This is a genomic window from Dickeya chrysanthemi NCPPB 402 (assembly GCF_000406105.1).
Classification (GTDB): Bacteria; Pseudomonadota; Gammaproteobacteria; order Enterobacterales; family Enterobacteriaceae; genus Dickeya; species Dickeya chrysanthemi.
The window spans coordinates 875,473-896,070 of the sequence record NZ_CM001974.1 but is presented as its reverse complement, the minus strand read 5'-3'; the positions used below and the strand labels follow the sequence as shown (position 1 = coordinate 896,070).

At 56.1% G+C, this 20,598-nt stretch carries 13 protein-coding genes; 1 reads left to right on the top strand and 12 read right to left on the bottom strand.

The genetic code is table 11. The annotated features are described in order from the left end of the window. Positions 1–50: 50 nt before the first annotated feature. The 6 genes from DCH402_RS03995 to rlmD form a co-directional block, all read right to left on the bottom strand. A complete protein-coding gene (locus tag DCH402_RS03995) occupies positions 51–1,625 on the bottom strand; it encodes an MFS transporter (RefSeq protein WP_039999848.1) in 1,575 nt (524 codons plus the stop codon). A 522-nt stretch (positions 1,626–2,147) separates the two neighbouring features. Beyond that, positions 2,148–3,446 (bottom strand): phosphopyruvate hydratase, encoded by a 1,299-nt coding sequence (gene eno / locus DCH402_RS03990; protein ID WP_039999846.1) that lies wholly within the window; start codon positions 3,444–3,446, stop codon positions 2,148–2,150. Between the two features lie 97 nt (positions 3,447–3,543). Next, positions 3,544–5,181, bottom strand: coding sequence for a glutamine hydrolyzing CTP synthase (gene pyrG, locus DCH402_RS03985; RefSeq protein ID WP_039999844.1), 1,638 nt, complete (start codon positions 5,179–5,181; stop codon positions 3,544–3,546). Positions 5,182–5,407: 226 nt separating this feature from the next. Further along, entirely contained in the window at positions 5,408–6,205 is a 798-nt protein-coding gene (gene mazG / locus DCH402_RS03980; RefSeq protein ID WP_039999842.1) for a nucleoside triphosphate pyrophosphohydrolase, read from the bottom strand. A 67-nt stretch (positions 6,206–6,272) separates the two neighbouring features. Next, on the bottom strand, positions 6,273–8,510 hold the full coding sequence (relA, locus tag DCH402_RS03975) for a GTP diphosphokinase (protein ID WP_039999841.1): 2,238 nt from the start codon (positions 8,508–8,510) through the stop codon (positions 6,273–6,275). A 9-nt stretch (positions 8,511–8,519) separates the two neighbouring features. Further along, a complete protein-coding gene (gene rlmD / locus DCH402_RS03970; protein ID WP_039999840.1) occupies positions 8,520–9,854 on the bottom strand; it encodes a 23S rRNA (uracil(1939)-C(5))-methyltransferase RlmD in 1,335 nt (444 codons plus the stop codon). Between the two features lie 60 nt (positions 9,855–9,914). Between rlmD and barA the strand changes: the two genes are divergently transcribed. Continuing rightward, entirely contained in the window at positions 9,915–12,683 is a 2,769-nt protein-coding gene (gene barA / locus DCH402_RS03965) for a two-component sensor histidine kinase BarA (RefSeq protein WP_039999838.1), read from the top strand. A 110-nt stretch (positions 12,684–12,793) separates the two neighbouring features. Here barA and DCH402_RS03960 read toward each other — a convergent pair whose 3' ends face one another. From DCH402_RS03960 to DCH402_RS03935, 6 genes are all read right to left on the bottom strand, one after another. Continuing rightward, entirely contained in the window at positions 12,794–13,936 is a 1,143-nt protein-coding gene (locus tag DCH402_RS03960; protein WP_039999836.1) for a glycerate kinase, read from the bottom strand. Between the two features lie 104 nt (positions 13,937–14,040). Beyond that, the gene (garR, locus tag DCH402_RS03955; RefSeq protein WP_040003358.1) at positions 14,041–14,931 is read right to left on the bottom strand and encodes a 2-hydroxy-3-oxopropionate reductase; all 891 of its coding nucleotides are present in this window, start codon (positions 14,929–14,931) and stop codon (positions 14,041–14,043) included. Positions 14,932–14,999: 68 nt separating this feature from the next. Continuing rightward, positions 15,000–15,770: a 2-dehydro-3-deoxyglucarate aldolase gene (gene garL, locus DCH402_RS03950; RefSeq protein WP_027711045.1), complete on the bottom strand. Its 771-nt coding sequence runs from the start codon at positions 15,768–15,770 to the stop codon at positions 15,000–15,002. 104 nt (positions 15,771–15,874) lie between these two features. After that, complete coding sequence (gene gudD, locus DCH402_RS03945; RefSeq protein WP_039999835.1) at positions 15,875–17,215, bottom strand: glucarate dehydratase; 1,341 nt, start codon at positions 17,213–17,215, stop codon at positions 15,875–15,877. Positions 17,216–17,230: 15 nt separating this feature from the next. Then, positions 17,231–18,592, bottom strand: a complete 1,362-nt coding sequence (locus tag DCH402_RS03940) for an enolase C-terminal domain-like protein (protein WP_039999833.1) — start codon at positions 18,590–18,592, stop codon at positions 17,231–17,233. Positions 18,593–18,612: 20 nt separating this feature from the next. Continuing rightward, positions 18,613–19,965, bottom strand: coding sequence for an MFS transporter (locus DCH402_RS03935; RefSeq protein ID WP_039999831.1), 1,353 nt, complete (start codon positions 19,963–19,965; stop codon positions 18,613–18,615). Between the last annotated feature and the right edge of the window lie 633 nt (positions 19,966–20,598).

Sequence of the window (20,598 nt, the reverse complement as noted above, 5' to 3'; positions counted from 1 at the left end):
CATCAATCGATGACTTCTAACTCATCACGCCTCAACCTCTACCGGCGCACTCAGTGCACACCGTGGTGAGGTGTTTCACTGCTCATCGACCGGGCAGGCGCCTTGTGACGGTTGAGATAACCAATGTTATTGTTGCCCCACAGCGATTCGTAAGGCATACCGGCCAGCATTTCCACTGTCGCACGGGCTTGCGGTGTGATTTTTTCCGGTACGGTACGGCCAGCATCACGCATCTTCGCCGTTTCCTGGCGCAGCACTTCATGAGTTTGCAGATTCAGTTTAAAGCGCAAAGAGACCAGGAAGCCCAGCGCCAACACGCAGACCGTCCCAACACTCAGCACCATCAGAATAGTGTGGCTGACGCCCGGCGCCTGCACACTCTGGCCAGAGACAAAACCGGACAGTTGCAGAACAATGCCCACCAGCATTACCGCGCCGGCCTGTGAGGCTTTACGGGTCAGCGTCATGATGCCGGCGAAAATCCCTTCACGGCGTTGTGCAGTAATGACTTCATCCACATCGGCAATGTAGGTATAGGTATTCCAGGGAACATAGTTGATGCCGCCGCGACCCAGACCCGCCAAACCAGACACCAGCAGCAGTAACGAGAACACGGAGTGCATCCCGCTGTAGTATAGGACACCATAGGAAAGCGCACTGATACCAAACAGGCACACCACCATACGGTAAGACGGTGCCGGACCAAACTTGATACACAACGGGATCATCGCAATCACCGAGATGAACTGCAGGATCGCCATCGTCCCCATCAGGTTGGATGCCACCGTCGGGCTTTGCATCAGCACGAACACCACATAGTACGTGAACACCGCGTTAAATACGTCCTGCGCGATATATCCCCCAAGATACATCCCCAAATGCTGGCGGAAGATGCGAATGCGCAGTGTCGACAGCAGTTCGATGTTGAGGCGTTTCAGACTTTGCCCCAGCGTCAGCGACTGGCGCTCTTTTTCCGCACGCAATGAGGCTTCGGACATCTGGTCGCGCGGCCGTTCCCAGGTGAATAAATACACCATCGTCAACACACAGGCGCAAATCACCGAGAACACCAGGCTGGAGTAGAAAAACGACACGGCGTTATCTTTGCCGAAATGAGCCAGCAGAATCCCCGGCAAAAATGCCGCCAGAATCGCCGACAACTGCGCCAGTGCGATACGCGCACCGGAGAATTTGGTTTTCTGTTTGAAGTCATCGGTCATTTCCGGCACCAGTGTTTCATAAGGCACCAGTATCATGGTGTAGATGACGTCAAACAGCAGGTAGGTAATCAGGTAGTACCAGTAATCCATGTGGCCGACCCACATCAGGCTGTAGCTGAACACACAGGGAATACCGAGCAGAATAAAGAACTTGCGGCGTCCGAATCGCTTACCCAGCCAGGTAGAGCCGAAATTATCGGTCAGGAATCCCATCAATGGGCTGACCACTGCATCCAGAACCCTGGCCATGGCAAAAATAAAGGTCGCCTCGATAGGCGTCAGACCGCAAAACGTGGTGTAAAAGTAAAGCAACCAGCCGGCGGTGAGCGCCGTGGTGCCGGCCCCGAGAAAATCACCGGAACCGTAGGCCAGATAATTCGTCAGCCCAATCTTACGTGTTTTCATCGCCATCCTTCCTCATTGATTGTATTTATGAAGGTGTTGCGGCGGACCAAAAAATATCGCTGCCGCCGTAGCGTTAAAGTAGCGAGACGGCAAGGCAAAAACCTTTGCACGTTTGCCACCCCCTCAGCGCTACTGGCATCCGCGGGAAGAACCAACCGATCGGCTTCAAACTTCTTATCGAAATGCGGTTTCGAGTCAGTGGAACCTGTCGTCCGGAATTACTCTAACGGGTAGCGATGCAGGCCGCATGCGGGGAAAACAAGATTTGGGATCAGGTTCATTATTTGCTATGCCCATAAGCGTATGCCGGGAAAAAGCCTGCGAGCAGGCTCGCACGTCAATAACCTGGCTACGGTAAACAGGCAAATAGTGAATAAATAACAGAGGGATGGTGTATGCCGTGTCGTCTCACGCTCAGTATGATTCCGCGGCAGGTATGGCAGGTAAAAAAAATCCGGAAGCGGTATCGCCTCCGGATCTCTATCGTAGCAACCGGCGAGCAGCTCGCCGGACGGCAGGCGCTTACGCTTGGCCTTTCACTTCTTTCAGACCGTTGAACGGTGCAGCGTCGCCCAGCGCTTCTTCGATACGAATCAGCTGGTTGTACTTGGCAACACGGTCAGAACGGCTCATGGAACCGGTCTTGATCTGGCCAGCCGCCGTACCTACCGCCAGGTCGGCGATGGTGGCGTCTTCGGTTTCGCCGGAACGGTGAGAAATAACGGCAGTGTAGCCCGCGTCTTTCGCCATCTTGATAGCCGCCAGCGTTTCGGTCAGAGAACCGATCTGGTTGAACTTGATCAGGATGGAGTTGGCGATGCCTTTTTCGATACCTTCTTTCAGGATCTTGGTGTTGGTAACGAACAGATCGTCGCCCACCAGCTGGATTTTGTCGCCCAGCACTTTGGTCTGGTAAGCAAAACCATCCCAATCAGATTCGTCCAGACCGTCTTCGATGGAAACGATCGGGTACTGTTTGGTCAGGTCTTCCAGGAAGTGAGTGAATTCTTCAGAGGTGAACGCTTTGTTGCCTTCGCCGGCCAGAACGTATTTACCGTCTTTGTAGAATTCAGATGCAGCGCAGTCCATCGCCAGAGTGATGTCTTTGCCCAGCACATAACCAGCGGCTTTCACGGCTTCAGCGATAACAGCCAGCGCTTCGGCGTTAGAACCCAGGTTCGGTGCATAGCCGCCTTCGTCGCCCACAGCGGTGTTCATGCCTTTGGACTTCAGCACTTTCGCCAGGTTGTGGAATACTTCAGAACCCATACGGATGGCTTCTTTAACAGTTTTCGCACCAACTGGCTGAATCATGAATTCCTGGATGTCGACGTTGTTGTCGGCGTGCTCACCACCGTTGATGATGTTCATCATCGGCAGCGGCATGGAGTATTTGCCCGGGGTGCCGTTCAGTTCGGCGATGTGCGCGTACAGCGGCAGGCCTTTAGACGCCGCAGCGGCTTTGGCGCTGGCCAGAGAAACAGCCAGAATGGCGTTGGCGCCGAAGTTGGATTTATTCTCAGTACCGTCCAGATCGATCATGATCTTGTCGATAGCAGCCTGATCCTTGGCGTCTTTGCCCAGAACAGCCTGTGCGATCGGGCCGTTTACCGCGGCAACGGCTTTAGTGACGCCTTTGCCCAGGAAACGGGATTTGTCGCCGTCACGCAGTTCCAGCGCTTCGCGGGAACCAGTAGAAGCGCCTGACGGTGCGGCAGCCAGACCAACGAAACCACCTTCCAGATGCACTTCCGCTTCAACGGTCGGGTTTCCGCGGGAGTCGATGATTTCACGGCCAATGACTTTAACGATTTTGGACATCAGATTTTCCTCAGTACAAGTTAAACTAAAACCTCAGACGGCAACGCGCGATCAGAGGACCGCGCGTTGCTGCAAAACTCACTTCATCGGTAAAACCTTACTTCACCAGGCGTTTCTGGTACGCCCCGGCGGCTTTCACAAAGCCGGCGAACAGCGGGTGCCCGTCGCGCGGTGTGGAAGTAAATTCCGGATGGAACTGACAAGCCACATACCACGGATGATCAGGAAGCTCGATAATCTCCACCAGCCTACGGTCGGCGGAAACACCAGCAACACGTAATCCCGCCGCTTCAATCTGTTTCAACAGCATATTGTTGACTTCGTAACGATGACGATGACGCTCAATAATCGTCGGTTCACCGTACATCTGGCGCACCAGGCTGCCTTCGGTCAGATGGCACTGCTGCCCGCCTACACGCATCGTACCGCCAAGGTCGCCGTCTTCGCTGCGCACTTCAAGGTTACCGTCGGCGTCACGCCATTCGGTAATCAGCGCCACCACCGGGTACTTACAGTCTGGCACAAACTCGGTGGAGTTAGCGCCTTCCATACCGGCGACATTGCGGGCGAACTCCATCAGCGCCACCTGCATTCCCAGACAGATGCCAAGGTACGGGATGTTATTCTCACGGGCATAGCGCGCCGCCATGATTTTCCCTTCCACCCCGCGGTAACCGAACCCGCCCGGCACCAGAATCGCATCCAGGCCTTTGAGCACATCGACGCCGCGGGTTTCAACATCCTGCGAATCAATGAACTTGATATTCACCGTCAGGCGGTTTTTCAAACCGCCATGCTTCAGCGCTTCAACAACGGACTTGTACGCATCCGGCAGTTCTACATACTTGCCGACCATGCCGATGGTCACTTCGCCGCCCGGATTGGCTTCTTCGTAAATCACCTGTTCCCATTCTGACAGGTTTGCCTCCGGACAGTTCAAGCTGAATCGTTTACAAATATAATCGTCCAGACCCTGAGATTTCAATAGCGCTGGAATTTTATAAATGGAATCAATGTCCTTCAGCGAGATAACCGCTTTTTCCGGCACATTGCAGAATAGCGCAATTTTTGCACGTTCGTTAGCGGGCACCGTGCGGTCGGAACGGCAAATCAACACATCGGGCTGGATGCCGATGGACAGCAATTCTTTCACGGAGTGCTGAGTCGGCTTGGTTTTTACCTCACCGGCCGCTGCCATATAAGGCACCAGCGTCAGGTGCATAAACAGGGTATGCTCACGGCCCACTTCCACCGCCATCTGCCGAATCGCTTCAAGGAACGGCAGTGACTCGATATCGCCGACCGTACCGCCGATTTCCACCAGCACCACATCATGGCCTTCGCCGCCTTCGATAATGCGTTCTTTAATGGCGTTGGTGATGTGCGGGATAACCTGAATGGTCGCACCCAGATAGTCGCCCCGACGCTCCTTACGCAGAACGTCAGAATAAATGCGTCCGGTGGTGAAGTTATTGCGGCGCGTCATCTTTGTGCGAATAAAACGCTCATAGTGACCCAAGTCGAGATCGGTTTCGGCGCCATCTTCGGTAACGAACACTTCGCCGTGCTGCGTCGGGCTCATCGTGCCCGGATCCACATTGATATACGGGTCCAGTTTCATGATGGTCACGTTGAGGCCACGGGCTTCAAGAATAGCCGCGAGGGAGGCTGCGGCAATGCCTTTACCCAGAGAGGATACGACCCCGCCGGTCACAAAAATATAATTAGTTGTCATGCTGAACCTGAAAGTTTAGGTTTAAGGACGATGGAAAGACCAGGACGGGAAAGTAGTATACCTGAACCTGGGAAGCGCCACAAATGATCGTTTTACCCTTTGTGACGTTGACAGGCTCCGGCTGATGCGGTATTTCCCGCCCGTGCGGGAGACGATGACCGGTTTTAAAATCAGCCGGATAGCACAAAAAACCGTATAAAATTCGGTTTTCATTCAGAAAATGAATTCAGTTCTTTTTTTCTGATGCTTTTACCTGTTGCCAGGCGGTTTCCATCTCTTCAAGCGTCGCCTCGGCGAGGGTTTTCCCTTGCCCGGTGATCCGTTGTTCCACCTGCTGGAAACGCCGCGTGAATTTGCGATTGGCCTGTTGCAGCGCGATTTCCGCTTTATGCCCAAGATGACGAGATAAATTGACGGCGGCAAACAGCATGTCGCCGATCTCCTCGCCCAGCTTTTCCGGGTCAATCACCGCCTGCTGCGCTTCGACCATCACCTCGTCGATCTCTTCGTACAGTTTGTCTACCACCGGCCCAAGCGTGGTCCAGTCGAAACCGACGGCGGCGCAACGCTGCTGAATTTTGTGCGCCTGCATCAGCGCAGGCAGCGACTGCGGGATATCGTCCAGTTGTGAATGACGATCTTTTTCCGCCCGTTCCTGCGCCTTGGTCTGTTCCCAGTTCGCCAACACCGCCTCGCTGCTCGACAGGGTCGCGTCACCAAAAATATGTGGATGGCGGCGCTCCAGCTTGTCGCTGATGGCGTCGCACACATCCGAGAAATCAAACAGCCCTTGCTCTTGCGCCATGCGTGCGTAAAACACCACCTGAAACAGCAGGTCGCCCAGTTCACTGCGCAGGTCGTCAAAATCCTTACGGCTGATGGCATCAAGCACTTCGTAGGTTTCTTCCAGCGTATACGGGACGATGGTGTCAAAGGTTTGTTCGCGATCCCAGGGGCAGCCGTTTTCCGGGTCGCGCAGTTGCTGCATGATGCGCAGTAAGCGTTCGATGGCAGATGAATTCATGATAATCCTGATAATAAAATGGCAAAGGCGGGACCGGCCCGCCTTACGGTAGTAAAAACAGTATCAATTAATTGCCCTGCAACCGCCGGGCGTCAATCACATCCGGCAGTTGATTCAGCTTGGCCAACACCCGGCCCAGCACCTGCAGGTTGTAGATCTCGATGTCCATGTCGATGGTGGCGAGCTGCTGTTTTACGTCGCTGCGGCTTGAAACCCCCAACACATTGACCTTTTCGTTAGCCAGAATGGTGGTGATATCACGCAGCAGGCCGCTGCGATCGTTGGCGGTCACCCTGACTACCAGCGAATAGCCGCTGGAGTAGCTTTCGCCCCATACCGCTTCGACAATGCGCTCCGGCGCGTGACTGCGCAGGTCGTCGAGCTGTTCGCAGTCGGCACGGTGGATGGAAATACCGCGTCCGCGGGTGATGAAGCCGATAATATCGTCACCCGGAATCGGCTGGCAGCAGCGCGCGATGTGATGCATCAGGTTGCCGACCCCTTCCACCACTACCCGGCCGTTGTCTTTAGCGCTGACGCGCTGAGCCGGCTGCTGAGATTTCTGCGTCAGCTGGCGCAGTGCTTCGCGATCCTGCTCTTCCGCACTCGGCTGATTCACCTTCGATTGCAGGAAGTTCACCAACTGATTGAGGCGGATATCACCACCGCCGATGCCTGCCAGCAATTCATCCATCGAATTGATGTTGTAACGCGGCAACAGCAGTTTTTCCGCCATCTTCAGGCTCACGCCGAGATGCGCCAGCTCATCATCCAGAATCTGTTTACCCGCCAGAATATTCTTGTCCCTGTCCTGCTTGCGGAACCAGTTATGGATTTTGGAGCGCCCACGGCTGGTGGTGATATACCCCAGATTAGGATTCAACCAGTCGCGGCTTGGGTTCGGCTGCTTCTGGGTGATGACTTCAATCTGGTCGCCCATTTGCAACTGATAAGTGAAGGGCACGATACGCCCGCCCACTTTGGCGCCGATGCAACGGTGACCGATGTCGCTGTGAATATGGTAGGCAAAATCCAGCGGTGTGGAACCGGCCGGCAAATCCACCACATCGCCTTTGGGGGTAAACACGTAAACGCGGTCGTCGAATACCTGGCTGCGTACCTCGTCGAGCATTTCGTCCGAGTCGGCCATTTCTTCCTGCCAGGCCAGCAACTTACGCAGCCAGGCAATACGCCCTTCATAACCGGAACGCCCGCTGGTGGCGGCGCCTTCCTTGTATTTCCAGTGCGCGGCGACGCCCAACTCGGCATCTTCATGCATCTGCCGGGTACGAATCTGAATTTCCAGCGTCTTGCCGCCCGGCCCCAGTACCACGGTGTGGATCGACTGATAGCCGTTGGGTTTGGGGTTGGCGACATAGTCGTCGAATTCATCCGGCAGGTGGCGATAATGGGTATGCACAATACCAAGCGCGGCATAACAATCCTGCAAACGCTCTACCACGATGCGCACCGCCCGCACGTCGAACAACTCATCGAACGACAGCGATTTTTTCTGCATCTTGCGCCAGATGCTGTAGATATGTTTGGGGCGGCCGTAGATCTCGGCCTTAAGCCCTTCCGTTTGCATCGAGGCACGCAGGTTTTTGACAAAGTCGTCGATGTACTGCTCACGGTCGATACGCCGCTCGTGCAGCAGTTTGGCAATGCGTTTGTACTCATCCGGATGCAGATAGCGGAAGCAGAAATCCTCCAGCTCCCACTTGAGCTGGCCGATGCCCAGCCGGTTCGCCAGCGGCGCATAGATATTGGTACACTCTTTGGCCGCCAGTACACGTTCTTCTTCCGGCGCATCCTTCACTTCACGCAGGTGGGCGATACGCTCCGCGAGCTTGATCACCACGCAGCGAAAGTCTTCCACCATCGCCAGCAGCATACGGCGGATATTGTCCACCTGCTCGGAAGCCATCGAATCGTGCTGGGTGGCTTTAAGCTGGCGAATCGCATCCATATCGCGCACGCCATGCACCAGATTGACGATATTCTTGCCGAAGGTTTCCCCCAGCGTATCCTCTTCCACCACATTGGCGTCGGCCAGCGGGAACAGCATCGCCGCGCGCATGCTGTCGTTATCCATACTCAGGGTGGAGAGAATTTCCACCATCTCGATGCCGCGCCACAACAGCAGCATCGCATCCGGGTGGCCTTCTGTTTTTTCTTCGCAGTAGCGCCAGGTCTCGGCGAGGCGCTCGCACGATGTTTTACTGGCGATACCCAGGGAGGCAATCCACGCGTCCGGCACGAACTTGCCTTCGGTATTCAAATGCGCACTTCTTACCGCAACCATAATTTCTCCCTACTTTACCGAGCCATCGCAACCAAGCAAAAACAGTGCCATTGACTCAAGATGTCCGGTATGTGGAAACATATCCAACATGGTCAGCCGGGCCAGACGATAACCGGCAGCCATCAATAGCTTGCTGTCCCGCGCCAGCGTGGTGGGATTACAGGATATATACACCACCCGCCGGGGAGCCAGTTTCACAATCTGCGGCATCACGCCCGGCGCGCCGGCACGGGCCGGGTCCAGCAATACTTTATCAAATCCCATCGACGCCCATGGTTGCCGGGTGACGTCCTCTTCCAGATTATGATGATAAAATGTGACCTGCGTCAGCCCGTTACGCGTTGCGTTTTCCCGCCCTTTGTCCACCAGCGCCGCCACACCCTCAACCCCGACCACGCAGCCGGCACGCTCCGCCAGCGGCAGCGTGAAATTCCCCATCCCACAAAACAGATCAAGCACCCGGTCCTGCGGCTGCGGGTCCAGCCAGGCCAACGCCTGCTCCACCATCCGCTGATTGATCTCATCATTGACCTGAATGAAATCCCGCGGGCTGAACGCCAGCGACAACCCGGCGATACGATAAGACGGCGCATCGCCGTACAGACAGGACAGCGCGTCCGCTTCCGGCGCAGCAAACAACGCCACCCCCTGTGTCGCCGCAAACGTCGTCAGCGCTTGCCGATCCGCCTCACACAACGGATCCAGATGACGCAAAATGACCAGTGGCCCCCGCTCAGCCAGTACCAGTTCTACATGCCCCAGCCGTCGTACCGCCTGCAACTGCCGAAGACAATCGCGCAACGGCGCCAGCAGCGCCTCCAACTCCGGTCGCAGAATCGGGCAGGCGCTGATATCCACCAAATCGTGCGATCCCGCCTGCCGGTAGCCCATCTGCAACCGACGCGTTTTCGCCTGATAGTATAATGCAAGCCGTGCGCGACGGCGGTAGCCATAGGCGGCCCCGGCGATCACTTCCGGCTCCGGCACGTTTTCGCCGGTTTCGCGTTTCATCAGGTGTTTTAACGCGGCGGCTTTGCTGCGATGCTGTAATGACTGGTCGGCATGCTGCTGCTGGCAACCGCCGCACACGGAAAAATGCGGGCAACGCGGCGTCACGCGCTCGTCGCTTGTGGTCAACAAGCGTCGTAGTACGGCGTGAGCAAACTGGCGTTTATCTTGCGTCAACTGCACTTCGGCCTGCTCTCCCGGTAATACGCCGGGAATGAACACCGTTTTTCCCTGATGGCGGGCGACTCCCTGTCCGAATGGATCGAGATCATTCACCGTCACGGTAAGGGTTTGCCGGGTCGTCACGCGCCGGTTTGGAGAGTAGAATTGCGCCATAAGTGTGCTGTCATTGATTTAATGGAATAGTCGGCCTTAATTGTCACACATTGGAACCCCATGACCAAATACAGTCTGCGCGCACGGATGATGATCCTGATTCTGGCTCCAACCATGCTGATCGGGTTGTTGCTCAGTAGCTTTTTCGTCATCCACCGTTACAACCAGTTGCAGGAACAGTTGGCCGATGCCGGCGCCAGCATCATCAAACCGCTGGCGGCCAACAGCGCCTATGCCTTGACCCAGCGCCAGCCGGAGTCGTTGCGGCAACTGGTCAATATGCTGCATCGTCATCATTCCGGTATTGTACGTGCCATCAGCGTATTTGATGCCCGCAACCAGTTGATTGTCACCAGCAACACCAACAGCCCTCACGGCCAGTTGTTGCTGCAAGTGCCGCCGGGCACCCCTATACCGACCATGCTACAGCTTCGAAACGAAGGGGAGTGCCTGGTGTTGCAGATGCCTATCGAAAACGAGGGCGCTCTCTCCGCCAGTACCTTGATCAGCCGGCAGGCGCCGATGGGGTATGTCGCGGTCGAACTGGATTTGAACAGCATCCGATTGCAGCAATACCGGGAGATGTTCATGGCCGCGATGCTGCTGCTGTTTTGTATGGGAGTGGCGATGTTGCTGGCTTACCGCCTGATGCGCGACGTCACCACGCCCATTCGCAACATGGTGGAAACGGTGGATCGTATCCGACGAGGTCAGTTGGACAGCCGGGTGGAAGGCTATATGCTGGGCGAATTGGACATGCTGAAAAACGGCATCAACTCGATGGCGATGTCGCTCACCGCATATCACGAGGAGATGCAGCAAAATATCGATCAAGCCACCTATGATCTGCGCGAAACGCTCGAGCAAATGGAGATCCAGAACGTCGAGCTGGATCTGGCTAAAAAACGGGCGCAGGAAGCGGCACGCATCAAATCCGAATTTCTGGCCAACATGTCCCACGAACTGCGCACGCCGCTTAACGGCGTCATCGGTTTCACCCGCCAGACGTTGAAAACCCAACTGACGACGACCCAGAAGGATTATCTGCAAACCATTGAGCGTTCTGCCAATAATCTGCTTAACATCATCAATGACGTGCTGGATTTCTCCAAGCTGGAAGCCGGGAAATTGGTGCTGGAGAATATTCCGTTCTCGCTGCATAACACGCTGGATGAAGTGATTATGCTGCTGGCGCATACCGCCCATGAAAAAGGGCTGGAGCTCACGCTGAACATTCAACACGACGTGCCGGAGCAGTTTGTCGGCGATCCGCTGCGTTTACAGCAAATCGTCACCAACCTGTTGGGCAACGCCATCAAATTTACCGAGCAAGGCAACATTGATATTCGCATCGAAAAGCGCAAACAGGAAAATCTGCAGGTGCTGCTGGAAATCCAGATTAAGGATACCGGCATCGGTATCGCCGAAGCGCAGCAAACCCAGCTGTTTCAGGCGTTCCGCCAGGCGGATACCAGTATTTCGCGCCAGCACGGCGGCACCGGTCTGGGGCTGGTGATCACCCAGCGGCTGGTGCGGGAAATGGGCGGTGATATCAGTTTCCACAGCAAGCTGAATCAGGGCACCACCTTCTGGTGTACCGTCAACCTGCAGTTAAACCCGCACATGCTGGAACCCGATTATCACTTTGATCGTTTGCAGGGCAAACATCTGGCCTACGTGGAAATCAACCCGGCGGCGGCCCAGGCGACGCTGGACATTCTGGTGCATACGCCGCTCACCGTCAGCTACAGCCCGACGCTGGAACAGTTGCCGGAACGGACTTTCGATATCCTGTTAATCGGCGTGCCAATCCACTTCCGCAATACGCTGCTGGATTTTACGCCGCAAATCCGCGACTTCTGCCGTCTGGCATCCTGCGTGATTCTGGCACTGCCCAGCATGGCGGAGATGGAAGCGGAGCAACTGATGTCGTTCGGTATTCATGCCAGCCTGAGCAAACCCATCACAGCGCCCCGGTTGCTGTCGCTGTTGCAGGATAACAGCCTGTTTAGTCAGGACAATGAGGTACATGCGCTACCGCCTCCCACGGCATCGTTCAATCGTTTGCCGCTCAATGTGATGGCGGTGGACGACAATCCGGCCAATCTGAAGCTGATTGGCGCCTTGCTGGAAGAACAGGTGGAAAACATTATTTTGTGTGAGAACGGCGCCGACGCCATCGCCCGTGCACAGGAAACGCGTTTGGATATCATCCTGATGGATATTCAGATGCCTGGCATGGACGGGTTGCAAGCCAGCGAGCATATTCGCCGCTTACCCCAACATACGCATACGCCCATCGTCGCGGTCACCGCGCATACCATGAGCGGCGAGCGTGAAGAGCTGTTGCAATCCGGTATGGATGATTATTTGTCCAAACCGATTGACGAACAGATGCTGCGCCAGACGTTGCTAAAACACGCCTTCAAACCGCAACATCAACAACCGGAGCCGGCTTCGCCGACCATCAGTGCGCCGTCACCGTTGTCGCTGGACTGGGATTTGGCGTTACGGCAAGCCGCCAGCAAACCGGATCTGGCACGCGACCTGCTGGCGATGTTGCTGGAGTTTCTGCCCGACGTGCGTCGTCAGGTCAATGCGGTACTGGATGGCAATCCACCGGACCATCTGGTCGACATCATTCACAAGTTGCATGGCAGTTGCAGCTATAGCGGCGTGCCGCGACTCAAACAGATTTGCCATTACCTTGAACAGTCGCTGCGTAAAGGCATGTCCGTGAACGAGCTCGAGCCGGAATGGCTGGAATTGATGGATGAAATGGCAAACGTTGAAAAGGCCGCGCGCAAACGGCTGGCAATATCAACCTGAGCCTCACGCCGCCGGATTCGGAAAACGCGAGTGCCATCAGGCAGGCGGATGCATACAACGGCAACGCCTGCCGGTTTGATCAGCCGTCGCGGCGACGGCCGGTGATTGACTCAGGCGATCGCCTGCGCCAGTTTGATGGTGGCGGCGATATTACGCGCCGTCATCCGCACGTTGTCGGCGGCGTTATCCAACGCTTCTTCCAGCGAACAGATGGTGTAGAGCACGCTGAACACCGCATCAAGCCCATGGTCATGGACCACGCCCACATCCGCCGTCAGGCTGCCGGCAATGCCGATCACCGGTTTATGATAGCGTTTGGCGACCGACGCCACGCCAATCGGCACTTTGCCGTGAATAGTCTGGCTATCGATACGGCCTTCGCCGGTGATCACCAGCGAAGCATCTTTGACCAGCTCATCCAGCCCCAGCGCTTCAGTGACAATCTCGATGCCTCGCCGTAATTCTGCGCCGCAGAATGCCAGCAACGCCGCACCCATACCGCCGGCGGCGCCGGCACCCGGCACCTGCTCCACGTCGATATCCAAATCATGGCGGATCACACCGGCATAGTGCTGCAATGCCTGATCCAACTGTTCCACCATCGCTTCGCTGGCGCCTTTCTGCGGTCCGAACACCGCCGATGCACCTTGTTTGCCGGTGAGCGGATTGGTGACATCGCACGCCACCTCAAACCGACACTGCTGAATACGTGGGTCCAGCGAGCGGGCATCAATGTACGCCAGCCGCGCCAGTTCCGCGCCGCCGAAGCCGATCGGCTGCTTCGCCTCATCCAGCAGTTGTGCACCCAACGCCTGCACCATGCCCGCGCCGCCATCATTGGTGGCGCTGCCGCCGATGCCGATAATGCAGTGGCGAACGCCATGGTCCAGCGCGCAACGAATCAATTCGCCGGTGCCATAGCTGGTGGTCAACAGCGGATTGCGCAGGTGCGGCGGCACCCGTTCCAGCCCGCTGGCGGCCGCCATCTCGATAAACGCCGTTTTCTCATCACCTGACAGTCCGAAAAAGGCTTCGATATCATCGCCCAGCGGACCGGTGACGTTCACTTTGACGATTTTACCGCGGGTTGCCGCCACCATGGCCTCCACGGTTCCCTCTCCCCCGTCGGCGACCGGCAGTTTTACGTAGCTCGCCTCAGGGAACACTTCCCGAAAACCAGCTTCAATCTGCGTCGCCACTTCCTGGGCAGATAAGCTCTCTTTGTAAGAATCCGGTGCGATAACTATTTTCATAAACGACTCGCGTCATCAACTACCCGCGCTGCAGAACCGGCGCTAGTCAAAAATGTTCCGTCAACCGGGCGGCGGCGAATCTGTTACCGACGCCGCCCCGTTAACTACCGAGTGACTTCCACTTTCGCCAACTTCTCGTAATAGCGAGCCAGCGCGCTGTGGTCGGCGCTGCCTAAATCATCGGCTTTCAGCGCCTGCATCATTTCCATCACCGCCGCCGTCAACGGCAGCTGTGCGCCGACGCCGTGCGACGTATCCAACGCGTTAGCCAAATCTTTAATGTGGAGATCGATGCGGAAACCGGGTTTGAAGTTGCGGTCCATCACCATTGGCGCTTTCGCATCCAGCACGGTGCTGCCTGCCAGACCGCCGCGAATCGCCTGATACACCAGATCCGGGTTCACACCGGCCTTGGTTGCCAGTACCAGCGCTTCCGACATCGCTGCGATATTCAGCGCCACGATGACCTGGTTCGCCAGTTTGGTGACGTTGCCCGCGCCGATATCACCGGTGTGCACCACCGAGCCGGCCATTGCCTTCATCACGTCGTAGCAGCGGTCAAATATCGCTTTGTCGCCGCCCACCATCACCGACAGCGTGCCGTCAATGGCTTTCGGTTCACCGCCGCTGACCGGCGCATCCAGCATGTCGACGCCTTTTTCCGCCAGAGCGGCGGCAATTTCACGGCTGGCCAACGGTGCGATGGAGCTCATGTCGATAACGATGGCGCCTTTGCGTGCGCCTTCGATCACGCCGTTCTCACCCAGTACCACCTCTTTCACGTGAGGAGAGTTCGGCAGCATGGTAATGATGATATCGCTCTGCTCGGCGATGGCTTTCGCCGTTGCCGCCGAGGTAGCGCCCGCCGCGGTCACTTCAGCGACGGCTTCATTATTTCTGTCCAGTACAACCAATGAATAACCCGCTTTAATCAGGTTTTTGCTCATCGGTTTTCCCATGATACCCAGTCCAATAAAACCAATTTTCATTGCGATAACCTCGTTGTCCATTCAGTGACATGGTCAGATATGTTGACGGCCGATGCGGCCCTGATTAATCCGAATTACTTTTTGAATTTTTCGCACAATGCCTGCGTAGCGCCGCGGAATACGCCCAGATCGCTACCGACTGCAACAAAACGCGCGCCCCATTCCAGATAACGACGGGCATCCGCTTCTACCGGCGCCAGAATACCGCTCGGTTTACCGTGGGCGGCCGCACGCTCGAAAATGTGGCGAATCACTTTCTGTACTTCCGGGTGATTAGGCTGGCCCAGATACCCCAGCGCCGCCGACAAGTCGCCCGGCCCGACGAAAATACCGTCAACGCCATCGACGGCGGCAATCGCGTCCAGATTGTCCACCCCTTCCTGCGTTTCGATCTGCACCAGCACGGTGACATTGTCGTTAATGGTGGCAAAGTAGTTCGGCTCGGTGCCGTAGGCGTTGCTGCGGTGACCGACCGACACGCCGCGAATCCCCGCCGGCGGATAACGGGTCGATGCTACGGCGCGAACGGCTTCTTCTTCGGTTTCCACAAAAGGAATCAGGAAATTGTAGAAACCGATATCCAGCAAACGCTTGATAATCACCGGCTCATTACAGGGCGGACGCACCACCGGCGCGCTGTGGCTGCCTTTGAGCGCCATCAGTTGCGGAATAAAGGTGTTGATGTCGTTCGGCGCGTGCTCGCCGTCCAGCACCAGCCAGTCAAACCCTGCCAGCCCCAATACCTCGGTGGAAATCGGATTAGCCAGCGCACACCAGCAACCGATCAGGGTATTTCCCTGACGTAAATCCTGGCGAAATTGGTTAGGCAACAATGGCGTCTTCATGTTTTGTCCTTACTCTTTACCGCGCCGCCCCGGATGAGACGGCGCACCTTAATTAACGGCCTACGCTCATTAACGACTGACGATAATTAACGAACAGCGATGGATTAACGGACCAGGCAAGGACGTTTATTATCGAACGTCCAGTTAGGGATCAGGTACTGCATACCGACGGCGTCGTTACGCGCGCCCAACCCCATGTTTTTATACAGCTCATGGGCTTTCATAACCTGATCCATATCCAGTTCGACGCCCAGCCCCGGTTTCTTCGGTACTTCAACCATACCGCCGACAATCTGCAACGGCTCTTTGGTCAAACGCTGGTTGCCTTCCTGCCAAATCCAATGGGTATCAATGGCGGTGATGCGGCCCGGTGCGGCGGCAGCCACGTGGGTGAACATCGCCAGTGAAATATCAAAGTGGTTGTTAGAGTGCGAGCCCCAGGTCAGGCCCCATTCATGGCACATCTGCGCCACACGCACCGAGCCCTGCATGGTCCAGAAGTGCGGGTCCGCCAGCGGGATATCCACCGACTGCAGGGAAAGGGTGTGCCCCATCTGACGCCAGTCGGTGGCGATCATGTTGGTGGCGGTAGGCAGGCCGGTGGCGCGACGGAATTCCGCCATCACTTCACGGCCGGAGAAACCCTGCTCGGCACCGCACGGGTCTTCGGCGTAAGCCAGCACGCCGCGCAGTTGTTTACCCAGGCGAATCGCCTCTTCCAGCGACCAGGCACCGTTCGGGTCGAGCGTAATGCGCGCCTGCGGGAAGCGTTTGGCCAGTGCCGTCACCGCTTCGGCCTCTTCGCTGCCGGCCAGCACGCCGCCTTTCAGTTTGAAATCGTTGAAGCCGTATTTTTCGTACGCGGCTTCCGCCAGACGCACTACCGTCTCCGGCGTCAGCGCTTCTTCGTGGCGCAGACGATACCAATCGCATGTTTCATTCGGCTGGCTCTGGTACGGCAGGTCGGTTTTGTTGCGATCGCCGATATAGAACAGATAACCGAGCATTTCCACCGCATCACGCTGTTGACCATCGCCCAGCAACGCTGCCACCGGTACGTTCAGGAACTGTCCCAGCAGGTCCAGCATCGCGGCTTCAATACCGGTCACCACATGAATGGTGGTGCGCAGGTCGAAGGTTTGCAGGCCACGGCCGGAAGCATCGCGGTCGGCAAACTGATTGCGTACCGCCGTCATCACGTTCTTGTATTCACCCAGCGTTTTACCGACGACCAGCGCGGCGGCATCTTCCAGCGTCTGGCGGATTTTCTCGCCGCCGGGAATTTCACCCACGCCGGTATGGCCTGCGTTATCTTCAAGAATAACGATGTTGCGGGTGAAGTACGGCGCGTGCGCCCCGCTGAGATTCAGTAACATGCTGTCGTGCCCGGCGACAGGGATCACCTGCATACTGGTAATAACCGGGGTAGAACTTTGCGACGTCATGGTAGTTTCCTTCTGTTAAAACGTTGAATTCTTAGGTAACTCACGTCCGAATACCGGGCGTTTGCGATCAAATTTCCAGCCGGGGATCAGGTACTGCATCGCTGCGGCGTCATTGCGCGCGCCGCTCGGCAGTTTCTTGTGCAGCTCATGGGCTTTCATCACCTGCGCCATATCCAGTTCAATCCCCAGCCCTGGACGATCCGGCACCTTGATTTTGCCGTTAACGATTTGCAGCGGCTCTTTGGTCAGGTGCTGGCCTTCCTGCCAGATCCAGTGAGTGTCGATAGCGGTCGGTTTGCCCGGCACCGCGGCGCCCACATGGGTGAACATCGCCAGCGAAATATCGAAGTGGTTGTTGGAGTGACAACCCCAGGTCAGCCCCCATTCATCGCACAGTTGCGCCACCCGCACCGCGCCGTGCATGGTCCAGAAGTGCGGGTCTGCCAGCGGAATATCCACCGCCTGCAACATCACCGCGTGGTTCATTTCACGCCAGTTGGTGGCAATCATGTTGGTGGCGACCGGCAAGCCGGTGGCGCGACGAAACTCCGCCATCACCTCACGGCCGGAGAAGCCTTGCTCGGCGCCGCACGGATCTTCGGCGTAAGTCAGTACGTCATTCAGGCCTTTACACAAGCTAATCGCTTCATCGAGCAACCAGGCGCCGTTCGGGTCTACCGTGATGCGGGCATCCGGGAAGCGCTTTTTCAACGCTTTCACGGCGTCGATTTCCAGCTCGCCCGGCAACACACCGCCTTTCAGTTTGAAGTCTTTGAAACCGTAACGATCGGCCGCCGCTTCCGCTAACCGCACCACAGCCTCGCTGTCCATCGCCTGCTGATGGCGCAGGTGATACCACGGATGTTTACCCTGTTCGCCTTCCAGATAGGGCAAATCGGTTTTAGTGCGATCGCCGATATAGAACAGGTAACCGAGCACGGTCACTTCGTCGCGCTGTTTGCCCGGCCCCAGCAATTCAGCCACCGGCACATTCAGGTGCTGCCCCAGCAGGTCCAGCAGGGCGGCTTCCAGTGCGGCGACAGCGTTGACCCGCAATTCGAACGTCCAGGCGCCTTTGCCGAACGAGTCGAAATCCGAAGACTGGTTGCCTTTGTGTACCTGATGTACCAGGTGATTCATGCGCGCGACCTGCGACCCGACCACCTGTGACGTCATCGCCGTCAGCGTGTTGTAGATCACCTCGCCGCCCGGTGCTTCACCCACGCCGGTGTGACCGGCGTTGTCTTTCAGAATCACGATGTTGCGGGTGAAATACGCCCCGTGCGCACCGCCAATATTGAGCAACATGCTGTCATAACCTGCGACAGGGATGACGTTCATGTCGGTAATAACAGGGGTATCTTGCGTACTGCTCATGTTCTCGTCCTTACCCTGCATCAGTGGGGTTTATAAGGTTTCAGCTCGATACGCTTGATGTCCTGCACGATGAACAGGAAGCTCAGAATCGCCACCAACGCATGAACACCGACATAAATCAGGCCGCCGTTGAAAGAACCGGTACTACCGACGATGTAGCCGATGGCGATCGGCGTAACGATGCCGGAGATATTGCCGAACATGTTGAACAGACCACCGCTCAGGCCACTGATTTCTTTCGGCGCCGTATCCGCCATCACCGCCCAACCCAGCGCGCCGATGCCTTTACCGAAGAACGCCATCGCCATGACTGCGATAACCACCCACTCCGTGGTGACGTAGTTACAAATCACCATCGACATAGAGAGCAACATTCCCAACACAATCGGCGTTTTACGGGCGATAGTGAGAGATTGGGTACGACGCATCAGGTAGTCGGAAATCACACCGCCCAGCACACCGCCGACAAACCCACAGATGGCCGGAACCGATGCCACAAACCCGGCTTTCAGAATCGACATGCCGCGTGCCTGAACCAGATACACCGGGAACCAGGTAATAAAGAAGTAGGTCAGCGCATTGATGCAGTATTGACCGAGATACACGCCCATCATCATGCGTGAGCTCAGTAATTGTTTAATCTGGTGCCATTTTTCGCCGCGAGCGACCTCTTTTTTCGCCGCTACCGCATCCATGTTGACCAGCGCGCCGCCCGCTTCGATGTATTCCAGTTCAGCTTTGTTCACACGCGGATGATCTTTCGGGTCGTGAATGACTTTCAGCCACAGGAAACTGATGATGATACCGAGACCACCCATGAACCAGAACACGTGCGCCCAACCCACTTCATGCGTCAGCCAGCCCATGATCGGGGCGAAGATAACGGTGGCGAAGTACTGAGCAGAGTTGAAGATGGAAACGGCGGTGCCGCGTTCCTGCGCCGGGAACCAGGCTGCCACAATACGGCTGTTGCCGGGGAATGACGGGGATTCACACAGCCCCACCATAAAACGCAGCATAAACAACGAAATCACGATCGCCGAACCGTGGAAGATGTCGACGAACCCTTGCAACAGAGTAAACAGCGACCAGGTGAAAATGCTCCAGAAGTAGACGCGCTTGGAACCAAAACGGTCAAGCAGCCAGCCACCGGGGATTTGGCCTATTACATAAGCCCATGAAAATGCAGAGAAGATATAGCCCATGCCGACGGCATTAAGACCAATCTCTTTGGACATGGCGGAGCCGGCGATGGAAATCGTGGCGCGGTCGCCGTAGTTGAATGACGTGACGATAAACAGCATCACGACAATCCAGTAACGGGCGTTGGTTTTCTTTTGTAGTACGCCTGCTGCTGTGCTGACGGTATTCATGATGAACTCCTACTTTCAGATAGCGGTTAGCTCATTCATTCCGAATAACCACACAATACAATGTAGGGTTGAGTTACCAGAATGAAATCAAGAGTCGGTAATGGTTTGGAACCTGAGCAAAGGAAAAACAGAACAGCAAAAATAAACCACGAGACCTCTTCGACTTCTGGCAACAATTATAAAGGGCAGTTCCTGGCACCTCACTGGACAGGCGCACAACAATCACCACCACATCCAACATGGATTATGGCAATCGCCTAACACATTGGGAGTCATTTCACGAAAACATCGGTCTTTGCCATCCCGGTCACAAAACGCAGCGATGAGAAGCGATGAGAAAAGGCAGAAAGAAGGCAGAGAAAGGCAGGCTGACGGAATAATGTGACAAGTCTCACTGCATATTGTTTCTTCGCCAGAGAAATTAAGCACAGCGCATCAGGATGTCGGTCAATTGCATAATGCCTGTCGGTAGAAAGCTCACCTATACTGATGCCGAGCAAAGTCATTATTAGCAGTAACAGCGAAAATAAACCGCGCGTTATACCCAAAATAATTCGAGTTGCAGGACAACACGCTCGCGTGTTGAACAACGCAAAGTGTTGGCCCGTCAGGGCAAGGCTCGCTAAGAGCCTT

Bases quoted from the DNA above. Each gene is read 5' to 3' on its own strand.
- DCH402_RS03995 (WP_039999848.1), bottom strand. From the start codon at position 1,625: ATGAAAACACGTAAGATTGGGCTGACGAATTATCTGGCCTACGGTTCC.
- eno (WP_039999846.1), bottom strand. From the start codon at position 3,446: ATGTCCAAAATCGTTAAAGTCATTGGCCGTGAAATCATCGACTCCCGC.
- pyrG (WP_039999844.1), bottom strand. From the start codon at position 5,181: ATGACAACTAATTATATTTTTGTGACCGGCGGGGTCGTATCCTCTCTG.
- mazG (WP_039999842.1), bottom strand. From the start codon at position 6,205: ATGAATTCATCTGCCATCGAACGCTTACTGCGCATCATGCAGCAACTG.
- relA (WP_039999841.1), bottom strand. From the start codon at position 8,510: ATGGTTGCGGTAAGAAGTGCGCATTTGAATACCGAAGGCAAGTTCGTG.
- rlmD (WP_039999840.1), bottom strand. From the start codon at position 9,854: ATGGCGCAATTCTACTCTCCAAACCGGCGCGTGACGACCCGGCAAACC.
- barA (WP_039999838.1), top strand. From the start codon at position 9,915: ATGACCAAATACAGTCTGCGCGCACGGATGATGATCCTGATTCTGGCT.
- DCH402_RS03960 (WP_039999836.1), bottom strand. From the start codon at position 13,936: ATGAAAATAGTTATCGCACCGGATTCTTACAAAGAGAGCTTATCTGCC.
- garL (WP_027711045.1), bottom strand. From the start codon at position 15,770: ATGAAGACGCCATTGTTGCCTAACCAATTTCGCCAGGATTTACGTCAG.
- gudD (WP_039999835.1), bottom strand. From the start codon at position 17,215: ATGACGTCGCAAAGTTCTACCCCGGTTATTACCAGTATGCAGGTGATC.
- DCH402_RS03940 (WP_039999833.1), bottom strand. From the start codon at position 18,592: ATGAGCAGTACGCAAGATACCCCTGTTATTACCGACATGAACGTCATC.
- DCH402_RS03935 (WP_039999831.1), bottom strand. From the start codon at position 19,965: ATGAATACCGTCAGCACAGCAGCAGGCGTACTACAAAAGAAAACCAAC.